At 58.6% G+C, this 19,000-nt stretch carries 18 protein-coding genes; 10 read left to right on the top strand and 8 right to left on the bottom strand.

All coding sequences use genetic code 11. The features are described from left to right. Window positions 1-245: 245 nt before the first annotated feature. Window positions 246-902: a CBS domain-containing protein gene (locus tag NBG89_RS08945; protein WP_431322516.1), complete on the top strand. Its 657-nt coding sequence runs from the start codon at window positions 246-248 to the stop codon at window positions 900-902. A gap of 10 nt (window positions 903-912) precedes the next feature. Here the strand turns inward: NBG89_RS08945 and NBG89_RS08940 are convergent, their stop codons facing one another. After that, window positions 913-2,025 (bottom strand): acetate/propionate family kinase, encoded by a 1,113-nt coding sequence (locus tag NBG89_RS08940; RefSeq protein WP_431322515.1) that lies wholly within the window; start codon window positions 2,023-2,025, stop codon window positions 913-915. A gap of 302 nt (window positions 2,026-2,327) precedes the next feature. Between NBG89_RS08940 and NBG89_RS08935 the strand changes: the two genes are divergently transcribed. The 7 genes from NBG89_RS08935 (at window position 2,328) to NBG89_RS08905 (ending at window position 12,586) form a co-directional block, all read left to right on the top strand. Then, window positions 2,328-3,767, top strand: a complete 1,440-nt coding sequence (locus NBG89_RS08935; protein ID WP_431322514.1) for a DHA2 family efflux MFS transporter permease subunit — start codon at window positions 2,328-2,330, stop codon at window positions 3,765-3,767. Window positions 3,768-3,808: 41 nt separating this feature from the next. After that, complete coding sequence (locus tag NBG89_RS08930; protein WP_431322513.1) at window positions 3,809-4,366, top strand: DUF924 family protein; 558 nt, start codon at window positions 3,809-3,811, stop codon at window positions 4,364-4,366. Window positions 4,367-4,446: 80 nt separating this feature from the next. After that, the gene (locus tag NBG89_RS08925; RefSeq protein WP_431322512.1) at window positions 4,447-6,987 is read left to right on the top strand and encodes a mechanosensitive ion channel domain-containing protein; all 2,541 of its coding nucleotides are present in this window, start codon (window positions 4,447-4,449) and stop codon (window positions 6,985-6,987) included. Window positions 6,988-7,108: 121 nt separating this feature from the next. After that, the gene (locus tag NBG89_RS08920; RefSeq protein WP_431322511.1) at window positions 7,109-7,372 is read left to right on the top strand and encodes a hypothetical protein; all 264 of its coding nucleotides are present in this window, start codon (window positions 7,109-7,111) and stop codon (window positions 7,370-7,372) included. A 207-nt stretch (window positions 7,373-7,579) separates the two neighbouring features. Then, window positions 7,580-10,093 carry a GcvT family protein gene (locus NBG89_RS08915; RefSeq protein WP_431322510.1) on the top strand — a complete coding sequence of 838 codons (2,514 nt, stop codon included), beginning with the start codon at window positions 7,580-7,582 and terminating at the stop codon, window positions 10,091-10,093. 146 nt (window positions 10,094-10,239) lie between these two features. Further along, a complete protein-coding gene (locus NBG89_RS08910) occupies window positions 10,240-11,070 on the top strand; it encodes a response regulator (RefSeq protein WP_431322509.1) in 831 nt (276 codons plus the stop codon). Between the two features lie 184 nt (window positions 11,071-11,254). After that, a complete protein-coding gene (locus tag NBG89_RS08905; RefSeq protein WP_431322508.1) occupies window positions 11,255-12,586 on the top strand; it encodes a GGDEF domain-containing response regulator in 1,332 nt (443 codons plus the stop codon). 17 nt (window positions 12,587-12,603) lie between these two features. Here the strand turns inward: NBG89_RS08905 and NBG89_RS08900 are convergent, their stop codons facing one another. From NBG89_RS08900 to NBG89_RS08875, 6 genes are all read right to left on the bottom strand, one after another. Beyond that, window positions 12,604-13,623, bottom strand: a complete 1,020-nt coding sequence (locus NBG89_RS08900) for a GlxA family transcriptional regulator (protein ID WP_088694409.1) — start codon at window positions 13,621-13,623, stop codon at window positions 12,604-12,606. Window positions 13,624-13,922: 299 nt separating this feature from the next. After that, on the bottom strand, window positions 13,923-14,120 hold the full coding sequence (locus tag NBG89_RS08895) for a hypothetical protein (RefSeq protein ID WP_431322507.1): 198 nt from the start codon (window positions 14,118-14,120) through the stop codon (window positions 13,923-13,925). Window positions 14,121-14,410: 290 nt separating this feature from the next. Then, window positions 14,411-15,565, bottom strand: coding sequence for a glycosyltransferase (locus NBG89_RS08890; RefSeq protein WP_431322506.1), 1,155 nt, complete (start codon window positions 15,563-15,565; stop codon window positions 14,411-14,413). 186 nt (window positions 15,566-15,751) lie between these two features. Further along, window positions 15,752-15,979, bottom strand: a complete 228-nt coding sequence (locus tag NBG89_RS08885) for a hypothetical protein (protein WP_431322505.1) — start codon at window positions 15,977-15,979, stop codon at window positions 15,752-15,754. Window positions 15,980-16,319: 340 nt separating this feature from the next. Further along, window positions 16,320-17,132 (bottom strand): class I SAM-dependent methyltransferase, encoded by an 813-nt coding sequence (locus tag NBG89_RS08880; RefSeq protein WP_431322504.1) that lies wholly within the window; start codon window positions 17,130-17,132, stop codon window positions 16,320-16,322. Between the two features lie 85 nt (window positions 17,133-17,217). Beyond that, complete coding sequence (locus tag NBG89_RS08875; RefSeq protein WP_431322503.1) at window positions 17,218-17,379, bottom strand: hypothetical protein; 162 nt, start codon at window positions 17,377-17,379, stop codon at window positions 17,218-17,220. 72 nt (window positions 17,380-17,451) lie between these two features. Between NBG89_RS08875 and NBG89_RS08870 the strand changes: the two genes are divergently transcribed. Further along, window positions 17,452-18,393, top strand: a complete 942-nt coding sequence (locus NBG89_RS08870; protein WP_431322502.1) for a LysR family transcriptional regulator — start codon at window positions 17,452-17,454, stop codon at window positions 18,391-18,393. 92 nt (window positions 18,394-18,485) lie between these two features. Continuing rightward, window positions 18,486-18,641 (top strand): entericidin A/B family lipoprotein, encoded by a 156-nt coding sequence (locus NBG89_RS08865; protein ID WP_088694404.1) that lies wholly within the window; start codon window positions 18,486-18,488, stop codon window positions 18,639-18,641. A 7-nt stretch (window positions 18,642-18,648) separates the two neighbouring features. On the opposite strand, the gene NBG89_RS08860 is transcribed toward NBG89_RS08865, so the two are convergent. Then, the gene (locus NBG89_RS08860) at window positions 18,649-18,996 is read right to left on the bottom strand and encodes a hypothetical protein (protein ID WP_431322501.1); all 348 of its coding nucleotides are present in this window, start codon (window positions 18,994-18,996) and stop codon (window positions 18,649-18,651) included. Between the last annotated feature and the right edge of the window lie 4 nt (window positions 18,997-19,000).

Genomic DNA, 19,000 nt, shown 5'->3' with positions numbered 1-19,000 from the left:
CCGGCCGACGATTGGAGCAAGGCGAGGTGCCGCTTCCAGGGGGCTTTGACCCCGTTCAGCTGATCGTCTCCGCAATTGCTTGCGCTCGCAATTGAACTAAACTCTCTGGTTGAAATTAAGATCACGATCACTGATCGACTTGCGGGTGGATTTGCGCAATATTTTTGGCGACCGATATGTGCGCTGTTTGCGCCGGGCATCAGATCGGCACCATTCGACTTCCTCCAGAGCGCAATGGGATTATCATGTTTGCTCAAGACATCATGAACACCGACATCACGACGATCAGCGCCGACAGCAGCATACATCAGGCAATCGACCTGATGGTTGCCAAGGACATCAGTGGCCTGCCTGTCATCGACAATGACGGCAATCTTTGTGGCGTGCTGACGGAGGGCGACCTCATGCGGCGGATCGAGTTTGGTGGCGGCAGATCTGCCGGTAACTCTGATGAAACGTCACTCGTCGATTTCGACAACTATATCCGCAGCCGCAGTTGGCGGGTTTCAGATGTCATGTCCGCGAGCGTGATCAGTGTCACACCGGATACGCCGGCGGCTGCTATCGCCGAAGTGATGTTCCAGCGCAAGGTGAAGCGCGTTCCCGTCGTCAGCGGCAAGCGCCTTCTCGGCATTGTCAGCCGTATCGATCTCCTCAAGGGCATCGTTGCAGCACCAACCGCGAGAACGGCAAGCGGTGACGATGCCCTCGCTCGTGCCATTCGCGCGCGACTGCAGGGCGACCTTGGTCTCGACACCGATGCGATCAAGGTAACAGTTCAGGATTCCAGGGCCGTGCTTGAGGGGACTGTCTCCAGCGAACTGGAGCGCCGCGCCATCCGTGTCCTGGTGGAGAACGTCAAGGGCGTCAGCGGCTTCATCGACAAGCTGGGCCTGGCCTAGTCGGCGACCTTCATGCTGCCGAGCGGAGGAGCTTTCTGGCATAGGTTGCCATAAGGCGTTCCTCGTTTGTCGGGATCACGAGCATCTTGAAATCGCCGAGGAAGCGGAGCCTTCTGAGGATTGCTTCGCGAACGGGGGCGGCGTGCTCGCCGATCCCGCCAGTAAAGACGAAAGCATCGATGCCACCCATGGAGACGGCCATCATCGCGGCATGCTGGGCCGTCTTGAGGGCGAAGTATTCCAGCGCGAAGGCGGCTTGCGGATCGTCGCTGCGAAGCAGCGCCTCGACGTCGTTGCTGATGCCGGACAATCCCTTCAGGCCGGAGCGCTCGTAGAGGATGTCCTGAACCGTCTCGACGCCAAGATCGAGGTCGTGAAGCATGTAGAGGACGGCGCCGGGATCGATTGATCCGCTACGCGTTCCCATGGGTATGCCGTCAAGCGCGGTCATGCTCATCGTGGTATCGACGCTGATACCGTTCTTCAACGCGCAGAGGCTGGCGCCATTGCCGAGGTGGCCGACGACGACGCGGCCGGCATAGAGGTCCGGGTAGTCCTGCGCCAATACCCGCGAGATCCAGTCATAGGAAAGCCCGTGGAAGCCATAGCGGCGTATGCCTTTGTCGCGCATTTCCTGCGGCAGGGCGAAACTGCTGGTCAATATGTCGTGCCCTGCGTGGAAGGCGGTATCGAAGCAGGCGATGTCAGGCGCTCCGCTTGCGAGCCTTGCCGAAGCGGTTATGCCGGCGAGGTTGTGCGGCTGATGAAGCGGCGCCAACGGGATCAACGCTTCCAGACGACGCATGACGTCCGGGGTGACAATGACAGGCTCTACGAAAGCTTGCCCGCCGTGGACGATGCGATGGACGATCGCCGCCGTGCGCCAGGCATGGTCGTGGCCGTCGATGAGGTCCATTACGGCGCTGAGGGCCGAATCGTGATTAGTGTCCGCGGGCAGGGAGGTTTGCGTCTCCCGTCCATCGGGGAGCTTTGCGCGCAGCTCAGCTGTATCACCAATGCCGGTGACCTTGCCGCTCATCAGCACGTTCAAGTCCCTGTCCTCGAAGATCTGAAACTTGAGGCTCGATGAACCGGTGTTGAGAACAAGCAGCGTGTCGATCATCGAATTATGCTCCAAGTCCCTGCGTCGGGAGCGCGGTGCCGCCGCTTCGCCGCTCTTGCGCGCCACGGTGGCCGCAGAAGGTATAGCTGTCAATTGTTCTCGCTTCGTAACTTCGCGCAGAGCGAGTTGCATACGGCGTGGGTGGGCCGTCTTTTGAAGATCAAAATCCTTTGAGATCTCAGGATTTTCTCTTTCCGCGCCACGCTGATCGGCCTATCTAGCGGAACTGCCATCAGGCACACATTGGACTCGGCTTCTCTGCCTGTTCTTTCCCAAGGCATCCAATTCACATTGGCAGATCAATGACAGCTACGCAGACGATAGAGAAAGACGATGCGGAGAGCATCCGCAGGGCAAAGATTGTCGCGCTGGTCGTTGCCGTTTCGTTTTTCATGCAGATTCTCGATGGCACCATCGTCACCACGTCCCTCCCACAGATGGCAGCCAGTTTCGGCGTTCAACCCGTATCGATGAGCATCGGCATCACCGTCTACATGTTGACAATGGCGGCCTTCATTCCGCTCTCGGGATGGCTTGGGGATCGGTTCGGCGCTCGTCGGATCTTCATGGCCTCCATTGCCGTCTTCACGATTGCCTCGCTGTTCTGCGGGCTCTCCGACGGCCTTGCCGAGTTTGTAGTCGCGCGCGCCGTGCAAGGAGCCGGTAGCGCACTCATGACGCCAGTCGGCCGGATTATTGTCCTGAAGAATGCCCGCAAATCCGAACTCGTCCAGGCGATCGCGCTGATTACCTGGCCTGCGCTGACGGCTCCGGTCATCGGTCCGCTGCTTGGCAGCTTCATCACTACCTATGCAAGCTGGCATTGGAACTTTCTCATCAATCTGCCGATCGGGGTGCTCGGCATGGCGCTGGTTCTCCGTTTCGTGCCGGAACAGCGTGAGGAGGAGGCCGGGCGGCTGGATGTGCTTGGGTTCATTCTCAGCGCCAGTGGGTTGACCTTCCTGCTTGCGGCGCTTGAACTCTCGGTGAAATCGCACGGTGGTTTGTTACCAATCCTGCTGATGCTGCTGGCGGGCATTGTCCTGTCCGTCATGGCGACGCTGCATTTCCTTAGGGTCAGTAATCCGCTGCTCGACCTGTCCGCTTTCAGAGCGCAGACCTTTGCCATCGCGACCCTTTCAGCCGGAACGGCGAGCCGTGTCGCGATCAATGCGACGCCGTTCCTCTTGCCGCTCCTCTTCCAACTCGGCTTCGGTTTGAGCTCGATCGAGGCCGGCGCCTATCTCTTGGTCTACTTCCTTGGAAATCTCGGCATGAAGGCCGTGACGACGCCGCTGCTTGCCAAGCTCGGATTTCGGACCGTGCTCTTCTTCAACGGCATGATCGCTGCATTGTCGATTGCGGCCTGCGGCTTTCTGGTGCCCGAGTGTCCGCGCGCCATCATCTACGTGTTGCTGATGATTGCCGGTCTCTCGCGGTCGATGGAATTCACGGCACTGAACACTCTCGCTTTTGCCGATATCAATCCGGCACAGCGCAGTTCCGCTTCGACGCTGTCGAGTATGCTACAGCAGGTTTCAATGCTGCTTGGTGTCGCGATTGCGGCAGCGGTGCTCAACATTTCCGTTGCCTTGCGCGGTGTCGAGGGGCCGGAGCTCGTCGATTTCCGCTGGGCCTTTCTTGTCGTTGGTGCGATTGGCGTCATATCGTCATTGCGCTTCCTGCAGTTGGCGCCGGATGCAGGCGCCGAGGTGTCAGGTCACAAGATCGGTACGAAATAGTCGGTCAACTTGGGGTCGACCGACCTTTGTCGGGAGGAAAGATGGAACTTGGATATGTCTGCACGCCTCAGGAGGTCTACGGCTTCTGGTTCGAAGAGTGCGGGCGGGATCAATGGTTCAAGGCGGCGTTGGAACTCGATCGAAATATTCGCCGGCGCTTCCGTGACACCCATCTTGCGCTCGCGCGCGGGGTGACGGAGGAATGGCGCTCGACGCCGCACAGCAGGCTTGCCGCGGTGATCGTGCTCGACCAGTTTCCACGCAACATATATCGGGCCACACCGCTCGCCTTTGCCACCGACGGGATTGCGCTGCGCGAGGCAAAGCTCGCGTTGGAGGCTGGAGCGGATCAACAGGTTGACCCGGAATGCCGGACATTTTTCTACATGCCTTTCGAGCATTGCGAAGATCTGGAAGAGCAGGAACGTTCAGTCGCTCTGTTCAAGGCGCTTGGTGACGAGGAATATATCGACTATGCGCTTCGCCATCGGGAAGTGATTGCGGCCTACGGTCGCTTTCCGCATCGCAATGTTCTCGTTGGACGTCAATCGACGACGGCAGAACTGGAATATCTGGCACAGCCGGGCACAGGCTTCTGATCACGTCGCCTTTCTGTCGCCTTTCTTTCTTATGAAAAGCTGGAATCCAATCTGATCCAGCCAACCCGAGCGGGGATATTTTGCGGCCGACACAACTCTTGCTTCGCATTTTCCTAGTCGCAGCGCTGGCGGGCGCCGGTGCGAACCTCGCGGGCGCGCAGACGGCCGCACCGCAGGCCTCGCCGCCGCAGGCGACCGAGGCGTCTGTCGCTGACAGCCCAATCGAGCAGGCGGCGAAGGCGATCGAGAAAGCAAAGCAGGATCTCGTCTCCCTGGAGGATGGCGTCAAGCAGAAGAACGACGATGACGACGCGTTGGTGGCTCTCGCCGGAAAGACCGACGAACTCGGTCGCGCGGTTCTGAACATTTCCGTTGGCCTCAGACCGCGGCTCGATCAGATCAAGAACCGCCTTGCCGAGTTGGGCGATCCGCCGAAGGAGGGTCAGCCAGCAGAAGCGGAGATCGTTACGACAGAACGCAACGCTTTGACCGCGGAGCGCGCCCAGATCAACGCCGTTACCGGTGATGCCGAAACGCTGTCCGCTTCCACAGGCAAGCTTGGCAACCTTATTGCCGAAACCCGCCGACAGCTCTTTGCTGCCACCTTGCTGCGGCGCACCGATGTCTCGCTTTCCGTTATCGATGATGCGGCGAGCGCCTTCGTCCGGGAGGGCACGGAGTTCATCCAAGCCCTCGGCAGCTGGCTGGGATTCGTACTGAAGTTCAAGGCTTTCGCGTTCTTTGCGGCCATCGCGATGTCGCTCGTGACGGCATTGGTGCTCTTGTCCGGTGGCTACCGCATCTTCGGCCGCTACCTTCAGCGCAAGGAGACGGTCGAGCAGCCCTCGTATATCAACCGTCTCTCCATCGCTTTCTGGTCCACCCTGATCCGGACGTTTGCTCTCGCGGCGCTCTTGGTGACGTCTTACTTCTTCCTCAATAGTTTCAATGTTCTGAGGCCGGATATTGCGCCGATCATCGGGGCGCTCTTCGGCGCGATCGGGCTGATCTATTTCGTCAGGCGTTTCACCAACGCAGTGTTTGCGCCGAAGGAACCGCACTGGCGTCTCGTCAAGCTTTCGAACCGTGGCGCGAGCTCGATCGGCGCCTGCCTGCTGGCGATGGCCATCGTCAACGCGCTTGATTACCTCTTCGGTAGCATCAGCGAAGCGATGGGATCTCCGCTCGTCCTTACCGTCGTCAAGAGTCTGATAGCTGCCCTGATCATCGGTTTCATCCTGATCGCGGCATCGTTCGGTCGTCCGATGTTGGCTCGAAACGGGGATCCGGATGCGCCGGGACGCCATTGGCCGCACGGCATGGCGATCATTTTGCGCGTGCTGGGCGCAGGTCTGATCATAACGGCGCTGACCGGCTATGTCGGGCTTGCGCGCTTCGTTGCAACGCAGCTGATCATCACCGGTGCCATCATCGTCACGACCTATATTGGTCTTCTGTCCGGCAAAGCGATTTCACGCAGCGAGACTTTTGGCGAGACATCGCTTGGTCGGTTCCTCCAGAAGCGTTTCAAGCTCGGCCCCGTCGCCATCGACCAAGCGGGCCTGTTGGTTGGCATGTGCATCTCGGCCATCGCGCTGATGGTTGGGATTCCGTTGGTGCTGCTCCTATGGGGTTTCCATATTCAGGATCTTGAACTGATCGGCTACCGCCTTCTTACCGAGGTCAGGCTGGGCGGGATCAGCATCTCGCTGATCGGGATAATGACCGGCATTCTGCTCTTTGCGGGCGGCTACCTGCTGACGCGCTGGATCCAGCGCTGGCTTGACGGCAACATCATGGCGCGCAGCCATGTCGACCTCGGGGTCCGGAATTCGGTCAAGACAGGCATCGGGTATCTCGGTGTCGGTCTTGCGGCGATTGTCGGCGTTTCCGCCGCGGGCATCGACCTCTCAAGCTTCGCACTTGTTGCCTCCGCGCTGTCGGTCGGTATCGGTTTCGGCCTCCAGAACATCGTGTCGAACTTCGTCTCCGGCCTGATCCTGCTCGTCGAGCGTCCGTTCAAGGTCGGCGACCACGTCGTCTCCGGCACGGCCGAAGGCATCGTGAAGCGGATTTCCGTTCGCGCGACCGAGATCGAGACGTTCCGCAAGCAGTCGATCATTGTTCCGAATTCCGAACTGATCAATGCTTCCGTGGGCAACTGGACCCATCGCAACAAGATGGGCCGGTCGGAAATTCCGGTTTCGGTGAGCTATGATTCCGATCCGCAGAAGGTGATGGATATTCTGCTCGAGCTCGTCAACGCGGTACCCGTGGTCCTGCGCAATCCTGAGCCGCATGTGGAGTTCCTGCGCTTCGGGCCGTATTCGCTGGACTTCGAGCTTCGCTTCATGCTTGCCGACATGGGTGATGGTTTGAAGGTCCGGAACGATCTGCGTATCGCGATCCTCAAAAGGTTCCGGGAAGAGGGGGTCGAAATCCCGCTTCCTCAGAGCGATGTCGTGTTCCATCGCCAGCCGGATCAGGTCGGAACCACGACTACCGCAGGCAAGGTGCCGGCGAAGATTGAGGACGTCTCCGAGGCGAGCGAATTGGACGAAGAGGCTGGGACGGTGCGGCGGTTGCGCGGCAAGGCGGCTGATGGCAATCTCAAGGGGTGAAGGCGTTGTTCAGCGGCCGTTCAGAGCGGTCGCCATATAACGTCTGCAATCGGGTTTTCGTTGCTGGGGGCAGCAGCGCCGAGACGCTCCAAGGGAGGGCGCTTCATCCGCGCCACACTGTATGGCAAGATTTGCCGTCGTACTGTTTCTTTCACTCGCGGCCGCAGGCCAGACTCACGCAGCTTCCATCACTAATACCGACAGCGCCGCCGTCGTGATCGTCCTCACTGAGGGCGGCAACAAGATGCAGCTTGTGCTCGATCCCGGCGCATCGGAGACGTTCTGCGCGTCGGGCTGCTTTATCACCGCACCCGACGGTGACCGGATCGGCCTCGACGGTGGCGAAACGATCGACATCGTCAAAGGATCGGCCGTCGTAAAGTGAACGACGGGTCTCTCTGATCACAATTTTTGTCCACGGATTTTCGGCCAAAGGCCTTTTGCGGCTTGCCTATTTGCATGCAGTCGCGGCAAGCTTTCCCCATGTCGTAAACAGGCATTTGGTAAGCTCGGCCTCGCTGCATAGTTCGTGAAGGCGATTTCCGTCGGCGGTATTCGTCGGACAGGTTAGTAGAACAGAGGGTTATTCTCCATGAAGACACATGCGCGCGCAGTGGTCATCGGCGGCGGCGTCGTTGGCGTTTCGACGCTTTATCACCTTGCCAAGAAAGGCTGGGACGATGTCGTCCTGATTGAACGCAAGGAACTGACCTCCGGTTCGACGTGGCATGCTGCTGGTCTGCTGCCTCTGTTCAACATGAGCTACTCGGTTGGTCAGATCCACAAGTACTCGGTTCGCTTCTATCAGGAGCTTCAGCAGGAAACCGGCATGAATGTCGGCTTCAGCCAAGTCTCCAACATCCGCCTGGCACGTACCAAGGATCGCTGGGACGAGTACATGTACTATGCCGGCATCGCCGAGACGATCGGCGTCAAGGTGAACGTGCTGACGCCCGAACAGGTCAAGGAAATCTGGCCGCTCTGCGAGACCGACGGTCTGCTCGGTGCGATCCAGCATCCCGATGACGGCTACATCCAGCCGGCTGATCTGACACAGGCGCTTGCCAAGGGTGCACGCGACCGTGGCGCTACGATCTACCGCAACACCACCGTCACAGCGATCGAACAGCAGCCGGACGGTCTGTGGAAGGTGACGACAGACAAGGGCGAAATCACCGCCGAGCATATCATCAGCTGTACCGGCAACTTTGCCCGCAAGACCGGTGAGATGGTCGGGATCAACATTCCAGTCATCCCGGTCGAACACCAGTACATCGTCACCGAGCCGCATCCGGCCATCCTCGAGCGCAAGGCCAAGGGTCTGCCAGAGATGGGCGTGCTGCGCGAATCCGACAGCGCGTGGTACATGCGCGAGGAAAACGGCGGCCTCATTCTCGGGCCTTATGAGCACGGCGCACCGGTCTGTTATGTCAACGGTCCATCGGACGAGAGCGAATACGAACTCTTCCAGGAAGAGCTCGATCGGCTGATGCCGCATATCGAGACCGCCATTGCCCGTGTCCCGGCCTTCGGCGAGGTCGGCATCAAGAAGGTATATAACGGTGCCATCGCCTACACGCCTGATGGTAACCCGATTGTCGGCCCGGCGCCGGGCCTCAAGAATTTCTGGCTCAACGAAGGGCATTCCTTCGGTATCACCGCAGCGGGCGGTGCCGGTTGGCAGTTGGCGGAATGGATCGTGGACGGCGAGCCGACCGTCGATATGATGGGTGTCGATCCCCGCCGCTTCGGCCCCTACGCGACCGAAGGATACCTCGTTGCGAAGAACGAAGAGGCCTACGCGAACGTCTTCACCATGCACTATCCCGATGAAGAGCGTGCTGCCGCCCGTCCGCTGAAGACGACGCCGGTTTACGACCGCCTGAAGAAGCTGGGCGCCGTTTTCGGTTCTGTTTATGGCTGGGAACGCGCCAACTGGTTTGCACCTGAAGGCTACGACCTGCCGAAGGACCAGATCGGTGTCGGCGAGGATGTTCTCACCAACCATAATCACTCCGATCCTGAAGAGGACGGTCGCATTCTCGAGCGGTGGTCGTTCCGTCGGTCGAACTACTTCGAGCACGTTGGCAACGAAGTCATGAACGTGCACAAGAATGTTGGCGTGCTTGATATGTCGGCCTTCGCGAAGATGGAGGTTTCGGGCCCCGGTGCGCGCGCCTGGTTGGAATCGATCCTTGCCAACGCTATCCCGAAGAAGCGCGGCCGCATCGCTCTCTGCCACATGCTGACGGTCCATGGCGGCGTGCGGGCCGAGTTCACGGTCTACGAATGGGCGCCGAACCGCTTCTATCTCGTCTCGGCCGGCGCCTATGAGGCGCATGACCATGACTATCTGCGTAAGCTCGCGCCCACCGACGGTTCCGTTCGTCTGCAGCAGATCACCCAACGGCTGGGCGTGCTCGTGCTTGCCGGTCCGAAGTCGCGTGACCTGCTCAAGAAGCTCACGCGAACGAGCCTTGAGAACAAGGATTTCCCATGGCTTTCCGGCAAGGAGATCTCGATCGGCGTTGCGAGTGCACATGCTTTGCGCGTCAATTTCGTCGGCGAGCTTGGCTGGGAGTTGCATCATCCGATCGAGATGCAGAACTACATCTTCGACAAGCTGATGGAAGCCGGGGCCGAATTCGGCATCAAACCGTTCGGTATTCGCGCGATGCTGTCGATGTCGGTCGAGAAGTCCTACCGCCTCATCCCCCGCGAAATGTCGATCGAGTACAACGCCTACGAATCGGCGCTTGACCGCTTCATCAAGCCGGAGAAGGAATTCCTCGGCCGCGAGGGACTGCTGGCCTATAAGGACAAGGGCTTGAAGTGGAACTTCGCCACCCTGGTCGTTGAGACGGGTAATGATGTCGATGCCCGCGGTTCTGAGGCTATCTACAATGAGGCGGGCGAGCTCGTCGGGCGTGCGACAAACGGCACGTTCGGCTTCCGCATCAACCGCTCGCTGGCGCTGGCGATGCTGCGGCCCGACTATGCGAAGGAAGGCACGAAGCTCAAGATCAAGATCCTCGGCACGACGTACAACGCGACGGTCGTGGGCGAGAGCCCCTTCGATCCAGACAATGCGGCGCTGCGCGCATAGTCTCTTAAGCATGTTTTGAAGAATATCAGGGCGGCCCTCGTGGCCGCCTTTTTGTTGGTCAATGAAGGCTGCCGATTAATACTTATTCAAATCAGGTATTGTACCGATTTCAGCCGGGGACAGGAGTTTTATCAAAAGGTTTCGAAATGGCGTTTTTGGGTATTTCGGGAATGCAATATTCCGGAGGCATGTTTGCTGATGCGCGCGTTATTCTGGCCGAGGATTCGAACGTATTCACGTCGATGATCGGCAAGCGGCTGAAGGAACTGTTCGATATCGACGTGGAAATCTGCCGGAATTTCGAAGATCTGCAGCTGTCCTACGACAAGTCGACCGACCCGATTACGCTGGCCATCTCCAACATCAATCTGCCGGGTGCCGAGAACGGCGAGGCACTGGAATACCTGGTCGATCTCAGCATCCCGACCATCGTCTTCACCGGGACCTTCCAGGAAGGCATGCGCGACAAGCTGATGGCCAAAGACATCGTCGACTACATCCTCAAGGACAACGTCTTCGCCGTCGATCTTCTTGCGGAGTCTATCTGCCGCTTCCTGACCAACCATCGTCATCACGTTTTGATCGTCGATGACAGCCCGACGGCTCGCGCGCTGTTGTCGAGCCGCCTCAAGCGGTACAATTTCCGGGTCAGCACAGCCGACAGCGGTGCCAAGGCGCTTGAGATCCTCAAGGCCAACCGCGACATCGGTTTGATGATCACCGATTACAACATGCCCGATATCGATGGCTTCGAACTGACCCGGCGCATCCGCGCCAGCATCGGTTCGCATGAGTTGCGCATTATCGGCGTGTCGTCATCGTCGAACCGGCTGCTGTCGGCGCGCTTCCTTAAGGCCGGCGGCAACGACTTCATGCTACGGCCGTTCATCGACGAGGAGTTCTACTGCCGCGTCAACCAGAACCTCGATACCCTGCTGCAGATCCAGTCGATGCGCAAGGAACGGGCCGTTGCCTGACACACTGCCTCCGCCCGACGATGTTAGGCGGAGGCGCTCCCACCCGCTTGAAATCGAGATTTATGCAATTTCAAGTATTGCCAAGTCTCGATATCTTCTCACGCGTGTTTCTGTGAGTTATCTTCACATAAGTCGAGAAGATGGTCGATTCGGACCGCTGCGGCTTTCTGGGGGATAGGGGTGAATGGCTTTCCAGGAGGATCTCCATCGCGATGGATCCGGACCACGTTTCGGTGGTCAATGGATACTCCTGGTTGAAGATTCCCGGATGTTTTCCGTCGTTCTCTGCTACCGCCTTCATGCGGAACTCGGGCTAAACGTCAAGCCGTGCTCTTCCTTGAAAATTCTTAAAGAAACGATCGCCCATGCGCCGAGCGATTACACAATGGCGATTGTCGACCTCAATCTGCCGGACGCGCCCTATGGCGAAGCGCTCGACTGCACCATACAGGCTGGCATTCCGGCCATTGTTTTCACCGCCACTTTCGACCTCGATACGCGCAACCGCATCATGGAGCGCAATGTTATCGACTATGTGCTGAAGGACAATGAGTTCGCGCTCGACAACGTTGTCGCCAGCGTCAGACGGGTGTTGTCGAACAGGAAAACGCGGGTTCTGGTGGTCGACGATGTTGATTCCGCGCGCCATGTCCTTGTCGGGCTGCTCGAAGCGCAGCAATACGTGGTTGTCGAGGCTGCGTCCGGGCCCGAAGCCTTCGCCGCGCTCGAGGCCTACGACGATATCGAGATTGTCGTCACGGATCATCATATGCCCGACATTAGCGGCTACGAATTGACGCGGCGGATACGGCGACGCTTCGGCTCGGACAGGCTGCGGATCATCGGGGTTTCGTCTTCGAACGATCGCATGCTCTCTGCAAGCTTCCTGAAGGCCGGTGCATCCGATTTTCTCTTCAGGCCGTTCGTGGCCGAAGAATTGCAGTGCCGGATCGCCAACAATGTCGAGACCTTGACACAGATGAAGCAGCTCCGGGCAGCTGCTGCCTGCGACTACCTGACTGGGCTCTACAATCGCCGCTATTTCTATGATCTCGGACCGAAGCTGGTGAATGACTGCCTGCGTCAGAACGCCACGGCCGCCGTTGCGGTGCTCGACATCGATCATTTCAAGCGGCTGAACGACACCTATGGGCATGAGATCGGCGATGAGGTGCTGAAGGCGGTTGCAGATCGGCTGGCGACGATCTTCGACGGGGGCGACAACCTGCTTTCGCGCCTTGGCGGGGAGGAGTTTGCGATCCTGTTCCCGATGATGGATTCGATTGCCGCGAGCAAGCTGTGTGACGAGATACGGTCAGATATCTCACGTCTGAAGGTTATGGCGGATGACGAAGAGCTTTCCGTTACCGTATCGATTGGCGTTGCGGAAATTTCCGACCACGAAACCTTCGACAACTATCTGAACGCCGCTGACCAGTTTCTCTATATGGCCAAGCACAGGGGGCGCAATCAGGTCTATTCCGACGCGCGTATGACGGAGGAGGCGGCCCAGTAGCCGCCCCGGGGCTGACATCACGCTGCGATAGACTGGCGTGCTGTTGCCATCGTCATCTTGCGCTCTGCACGCTCCTGCTGCGGCGAGCGATGATAGAGTTCGCGATAACACTTGGAGAAGTGCGAGGCCGAAACGAAGCCGCAGGCAACGGCCACTTCGACGACCGGCATGGAAGACTGCACCAGCAGATGGCGGGCGCGATCAAGTCGTATTTCCAGATAATAACGGGCCGGCGAGCGCCCCATTTCCTGGCGGAACAGCCGTTCGATCTGCCGGCGTGACAGGTCGACGCCGTCTGCGATTTCCAGAAGCGACAGTGGTTCGGAGAGATTGCCTTCCATGAGTTCGATGATGGAAAGAACCTTGGCATTCTGGACGCCGAGACGCGCGCGCAGCGGCAGGCGCTGGCGGTCGTTCGGGCTGCGTACGCGATCGGTCAGGTGCTGCTCACAGACTCGGTTCACCAGTGTTTCGCCGAAATCCTGTCCGATCAGATTCAGCATCATATCGAGCGACGCGGTGCCGCCGGCACAGGTATAGAGATTGCTGTCCACCTCATAGAGATCGGCATAGACCTCGGCCTGCGGAAAGGCTTCCGAAAAGCCCGGCAGGTTTTCCCAGTGGATCGCGCAGCGCTTGCCATTCAAAAGCCCCGCCTGCGCGAGGATATGTGCGCCCGTACAGAGGCTGCCGACGGCAACGCCGCGATTGTAGGATTCGCGCAACCAGGCGCTGACGGACTTGTTATTGAAGTCCTCGACATCAATGCCGGAACAGACCAGCACCATGCTCGGGCGATGCTCGCCACCGAGGTTGCGGCGCTCGTCGGAAAGCGACGTGTTTGCTTCGACGCCGATGCCGCAGGAAGAATAGACCTTCTGCCCGTCAACCGAAGTCAGCCGCCATGTATAGGCTTGGTAGCCAAGCATGCGATTGGCGATACGCAGCGTATCGATTGCCGCCGAGAAAGGCAGCATCGTAAACTGCGGGACCATGAAGAAGACGAGAGACCGTTGCTTATGCGACATCTTGTTCATGAGACAAATCCCTGCTGGAGGTGCGAATGCACTATTCGTTGCTTGGAATACGTCGTTTCGATATCCTGAAAGCGACATTCTCATGGATAAATGCGGCCGCCAAGAGCAAATTTGCGACATTGCTGAAATTGACGATGATCAAATGACGATCGTTGTCTTCAAAAGTTCAAAAACAGGCGATTTTGCAGAATACATGTATCTGAAATTCAAGATTTAATTGGGTGGCCCTAAAGACGGAGAAAGCGGCGCTGCACGAAGGCAAGGCGCCGCTTTCACGCGGGGGAGGAATGTCGGATTCATTACATAACCTTGCGTTCATCCGCGTCATCCGCTGACGGCCAGCCAATGTCCTTGCGCATGTCGAAAGGCATGGATTCGATTTCGCGGGCAACCTGCCACTGATGCCATGCATGAACCAGCTTGCGGGCGTAGTCAGCAATATGCAGATGGGCTTCGCTTGAGGGCGTCTTGGTGTGCCTGAAGGTAATCGTCGTCATGTCCGTTTTCCTTTCCTCGTCGGATGACGCTTGTTTCATGATTAGAATATGGGTGTTTCGCTCCCATCAATCAAACGAATAGAGTTTATGGATACCATCAGTGTTTTTGAATGATGGCGGCAACGTGCACAGACCGAGCAGAGGCGCTCATCGCAATTGCGACGATAAAGCGAATAGGAGGATTTCGCGGGATAGGGGACACTTTAGCACGGTGCCGCCGAACATTGCAGCCATACCGCCGGCACGGTCTTACCCAAGGGCATACGAGCGGCGTCGAATGCCGGCCGTTGCTAGGGGCTTGCGATCGGGCCAGCTACACCAGCTTCGAGGCGCGACTCCTGCGATCCAATCACCATCCTGTTTCCGCGCCAATCAAAGCTTCCCGCCAACCAGCTCCGCATCCAGATGATTGGAAGCAAGGCATCGCGCGTAACCATTGCGACGAGTGACAGCGGGGACAGGTGCCAATTCTTGCGAACCGCAAGAGTAAGCTCCGGCATGTAGGCGGCGCACAAAACCGCTAACGCTGTTGCGAAGAGGCTGGCTCCAGACACGAAGGCAGCACTCAAGCATAGCAACAAGGGTGGCGCTACACCGAGCAGGATCTCCGGTGCGAAGAAGTGCGGGAAGGTGACGCGTCGCAGCCGCGCCCAGCGGCATTGCCTTGCCCAGATCTCGCTGAAGGTCCGCCTCCCCAGGGGCTGCTCGAATGGCCCGGCGACGAGATGCACCTTGAGGCCCATGCTGTTCACCAGCTTTGTGGCGGCGGCGTCTTCGGCGATTTCTGCGGCAAGTGCCTGAATGCCACCGTGGGCGTCGAGCATCTTCTTGCGCCATAGCATGCTCTTGCCTTGCGCGAAGCCAAATCCAAGGGCCTCTCCGGCATATTGCCAACGCGCTTGATGCGTGTTGAGGAAGGCACATTCGACCTCCGCCCAAAATCCGTTGGGACGGGACCCAAGTGGCGTCGAGCAGACAAGCCCGCTGTCGTGCCGCCAGGCGGCCAACAAGCGTGTGAGATAGTCCGTCGGCATCATGACGTTGGAATCGGCAAGGACGACCCATTCATGCGACGCCGCGTTCCAACCCTTGACGCAGTTGTTGAGTTTCGGATTTGCGCTGATGCGGTCGTCTCCGACAAGGAGCTTCGCCTTTGCGAGCGGCTTTGTTCGGAGGGCATGCTCGACCAAACCAATGATGGGATCGGCCCTGTCGGCAACGCAGAAGATGACCTCGTAGTCGGGCCAATCCAGGCTAAGCGCGCTTTGGAGTGTCTCGCGTGAGAATTGTTCCACTCCGCAAAGAGGTATCACGATCGAGACAGGCGAACGCGTGGCGACGCTTGGCGTCCTGTCTTGGCGGGAGCGAATCCGCCACCCCGCGATCAGAAGGCTGAGGGTATTGGCTGCCAGCAGGGCACCGGCGACGGCAATGATATACAGCATCAGTCATTCCAGCGGTGAACAGCGCCGGAATGAAAAACGAGTCGCAGCGCTCGGTGCGTTAAGACATCACTGTCAGATGACGCGCTGATGACATATATGCTCGGCGACATCTCAGTCCATTCCGAGCTGGCAGGAACACCACCACGGCGTACGGCCTCCGAGGGGGCAACGCCGGCTGACGCCAGCTCAGTGCTTTTTCCTTAGAGCTCTCTGAATCTTGACGATCTCGCCCTTCATCAGGATCAGAAAGTGCTTCTTGTCGAGTCGATTGGCGACCTCGCCATCGACAGTCATGTAATCTGTCCGTGGGCCGGCGACTGCCTCATCAGCAATCCTGATCTGTTCGATGACGACGCAGGCATTTCCAGCATCACTGGTGCATTTGAACCGCCGCGTCTCGTGGTATTGTGACATCGATACCCCTCCTGGCTGAAGGCAAGCATCATCATTACCGAGACGGCGATTTCAAGCTGTATTTTAGATGGCTCTGAATTATCTAAAAGGTGAATGGTGAGCGAGAGCGAAAAGCCCGGTGCTGGTTTGGACAGCGCCGGGCCTCTGTGACTGCAGTTGAGGGAAACGCAGTCAGTGCAACGACAAAGGGTGCGTTGCATAAAGGGAACGTCGCTCCGCACAGGATGTTCCGACGGTGTCAGAGTCGTTTTGGGTGGCTTTATGGGCGACGCAGTCGGTCGACCCCTTCTTTGATGACCGAGGTTGCTTCTGTGCCATGGAAACGGATCGCCCAGAGCTGCTAGGTCTGGCGCGGGGCCTCGGCTGTGAATACAAATGCAGACATCCCGCCCTCGATCGGTCCCATGCCGAAAACCTGCTCTAGCGTATCGGCCACACGAGCAACGACATCGACCTTTGACTGGCGGGCGTCTATTTCCGTGCGGAGCGGACTGCCCTTGCAGAAGCCTGTCGCCGCGTCCCTTGCCGAGGGCGCACGGGCAGTCTTTTCGACCCTTGCGAAGGTCGCCGACTGGAAGCCGGCTTGTTCCAACTCCAATAGGATCGCCTCGGCGTCAACGTAACTATGCGGCGTGCGCTGGAAGAAGCTCAGCGGATCATCCCGAAACAGGGTATCCGTCGAAGCCTTGACGGCTTTTGCGAAGGCGTTGTTCTCGACTGAGTCCCAGGTGTTGAAAAAGAACGTGCCCTTCGGCTTCAGCACGCGGAGGATTTCGCGGTAGGCGCGGCCCCTATCGGGAAAGAACATGACGCCGAACTGGCTAGCGATGGCGTCAAAGGTCTGCGCGGGGAAGGGTAGGCTCGATGCGTCAGCCTGTTGCCAAACGACATGCCCCCCAGAATGTCTCAATGCGGCGACATCCAACATGGCCTGGTTCAAGTCGGTGGCGATGATTTCGGCGTGCGGAAGTGCTGACGACATCGCACGCGTCAGAGCGCCGGACCCCGCTGCGACCTCGAGAACGCGGTGCGGATCAATCGACGCCACGCGCTGCGCCAAATCAGCTGCATAAGGGTCAAACAACATCGGCACCATGTACCGATCATATGCTGCGGGGATGTCGCCGTGGAAACACGCGTCGTTCGTCGCCATGGTCGTTACGCTCCGTAGTCGCGCCGCGGAGCGTATATTAGAGCCTTTCACCGTGTCTTTGAAGCCGCTGACGGGATCTCGCGTCTCAGCGAGGCTCGGTCATGCCCAAGGCTTGCAGATCGAGATCATCGGCGAGATGTCTCGGCAGCCGCGCCAACTGATCGCGCGTGCGATTGCGTGTCTGGCGGGAGATCTGTCGCGATCTGAATGCGTAGAAGATGTCAAAGATAGCGCTGAGAGTGTTCATCGCGGCCTCCTTTCATCAGTATTAGCCGCTAGGAAGGAAGAGTATTGCCGGGTTGACTTTCAATCAAACAAAATGATATGGAATTCAAATTCAGAAAAATTGAAAGATGTGACGATGAGCATCCCCTTTCGCCGTCCCATTCCTTTGCTTGATAACGACGTGCTGCGCACCTTCGTTGCCATCGCAGAGACCGGCAATTTTTCCACCGCTGCCGAGGCGGTCTACCGGACGCCATCGGCGGTCTCCATGCAGATCAAGAAGCTCGAAGAACAGCTTGGTGCCACGCTGTTCCTGCGGGATGCGCGGTCGGTCAGCCTGACCCAGCACGGCGAGGTGCTGCTTTCCTACGCGCGCAACATTCTCGCTTTGTCCAACGAGGCGGTTTCGCGGTTCATCATGCCCGAACTCAGTGGCGTGGTGCGGCTGGGCGCGCCGGAGGATATCGGCGAACGACTGCTGCCGAGCATCCTGAAAAGCTTCGCGGAGAGTTTTCCGAGCATCATGGTCGATGTCACCATCGACATGAGCATCGGGCTCAAGAAGCGGATGGAGGAGCAGCGGCTGGATCTGGCGCTGATCAATTGCGCGACTCGTCCGCTGCCGACTGACGGCGAGATTGTATTTCGGGAGCGACTGGTATGGGCCGGCGCCAAGTGCGGTACGGCGCATCGTCGTGAGCCGCTACCGATCTCGATCTGGGAGGATGGCTGCATCTGGCGCTCCGAGGCGCTGTCTCAACTTGAGCGCATGAAGCGCGGTTATCGTGTCGCTTTTCTCAGCGGCCATACCATGGCACAGCGCGCGGCCGTGATCTCCGACCTGGCAATCGCGCCGCTGCCGCGCTCCTACGTCACCGATGAGATGACGATTCTCGGCCTGCAGGAAGGATTGCCCGAGCTTGGTTCCTTCGACATCAGGCTGCTTACCGCGTCACAGATGAACAACCCGATGCGGGCTGTCGCCGAAAGCATCCGCTTTGCCTTTGCCGAAAAAGCAAAGGCCGTTGCCGCTTGACAACATAGCGGGGACCTCTTTTCTTCCTCCGGGGTTTAACGCGCGTGGCGGGAGTCGCCGCGCCTGGACGATTGAAAAAGAAGGATTTCGCAATGATGACAATGGCCAAGATCGGCTCCGCCCTAGCAATTCTGCTCGTGCTCTCTTCGTGTGGAAACACGATCCGCGGCATCGGTCGCGACACGGCAAATGCCGTCAATGCGACGCAGGATGCAGGTCGTTCAGTCGGTCGCGCTGCCACCCGGTAAAGCCGCGTCAGATCGCTGCCGGCGGGTAGGCTTTTTCCAGCCCGCCGGAACGCGAAAGACCGGTCCGGAACGCCGCATAGGCGGGATGCTGGCTTGATTTCGCAGCCTCCATTAGGCGTATCTGCAGTCGGGCGGGTGCCGCCTCGCCAATCCATTTCCCAAGGTTCTCGAGTTTCAGCGTGTTCAGGAATGGCGCGCCTGCGGCGTTGTTCAGGTGGCGGTGCAGGCCGTCGATGAGGTTTTCGTCCTGTGCCGCGTTTTCCATCAAGAGGGCAACGTAGGCTTTTTCCTGCTCGCCAAGGCTCGCAAACTTTGAAGCGATTGTGTCTCGGTCGGGAAATGGAACAGATGTCATCTTT

The organism is Rhizobium sp. YTU87027 (genome assembly GCF_050644135.1).
Lineage (GTDB): Bacteria > Pseudomonadota > Alphaproteobacteria > Rhizobiales > Rhizobiaceae > Rhizobium.
Note: the sequence above shows the minus strand (reverse complement) of the source record. Positions and strands in the feature narration are given on the sequence as shown.

Coding starts and splice junctions, on each gene's coding strand:
- NBG89_RS08910 (WP_431322509.1), top strand. CDS start 10,240: ATGGCGTTTTTGGGTATTTCGGGAATGCAATATTCCGGAGGCATGTTT.
- NBG89_RS08945 (WP_431322516.1), top strand. CDS start 246: ATGTTTGCTCAAGACATCATGAACACCGACATCACGACGATCAGCGCC.
- NBG89_RS08935 (WP_431322514.1), top strand. CDS start 2,328: ATGACAGCTACGCAGACGATAGAGAAAGACGATGCGGAGAGCATCCGC.
- NBG89_RS08885 (WP_431322505.1), bottom strand. CDS start 15,979: ATGTCACAATACCACGAGACGCGGCGGTTCAAATGCACCAGTGATGCT.
- NBG89_RS08930 (WP_431322513.1), top strand. CDS start 3,809: ATGGAACTTGGATATGTCTGCACGCCTCAGGAGGTCTACGGCTTCTGG.
- NBG89_RS08895 (WP_431322507.1), bottom strand. CDS start 14,120: ATGACGACGATTACCTTCAGGCACACCAAGACGCCCTCAAGCGAAGCC.
- NBG89_RS08860 (WP_431322501.1), bottom strand. CDS start 18,996: ATGACATCTGTTCCATTTCCCGACCGAGACACAATCGCTTCAAAGTTT.
- NBG89_RS08880 (WP_431322504.1), bottom strand. CDS start 17,132: ATGGCGACGAACGACGCGTGTTTCCACGGCGACATCCCCGCAGCATAT.
- NBG89_RS08870 (WP_431322502.1), top strand. CDS start 17,452: ATGATATGGAATTCAAATTCAGAAAAATTGAAAGATGTGACGATGAGC.
- NBG89_RS08865 (WP_088694404.1), top strand. CDS start 18,486: ATGATGACAATGGCCAAGATCGGCTCCGCCCTAGCAATTCTGCTCGTG.
- NBG89_RS08890 (WP_431322506.1), bottom strand. CDS start 15,565: ATGCTGTATATCATTGCCGTCGCCGGTGCCCTGCTGGCAGCCAATACC.
- NBG89_RS08875 (WP_431322503.1), bottom strand. CDS start 17,379: ATGAACACTCTCAGCGCTATCTTTGACATCTTCTACGCATTCAGATCG.
- NBG89_RS08905 (WP_431322508.1), top strand. CDS start 11,255: ATGGCTTTCCAGGAGGATCTCCATCGCGATGGATCCGGACCACGTTTC.
- NBG89_RS08940 (WP_431322515.1), bottom strand. CDS start 2,025: ATGATCGACACGCTGCTTGTTCTCAACACCGGTTCATCGAGCCTCAAG.
- NBG89_RS08900 (WP_088694409.1), bottom strand. CDS start 13,623: ATGAACAAGATGTCGCATAAGCAACGGTCTCTCGTCTTCTTCATGGTC.
- NBG89_RS08920 (WP_431322511.1), top strand. CDS start 7,109: ATGGCAAGATTTGCCGTCGTACTGTTTCTTTCACTCGCGGCCGCAGGC.
- NBG89_RS08915 (WP_431322510.1), top strand. CDS start 7,580: ATGAAGACACATGCGCGCGCAGTGGTCATCGGCGGCGGCGTCGTTGGC.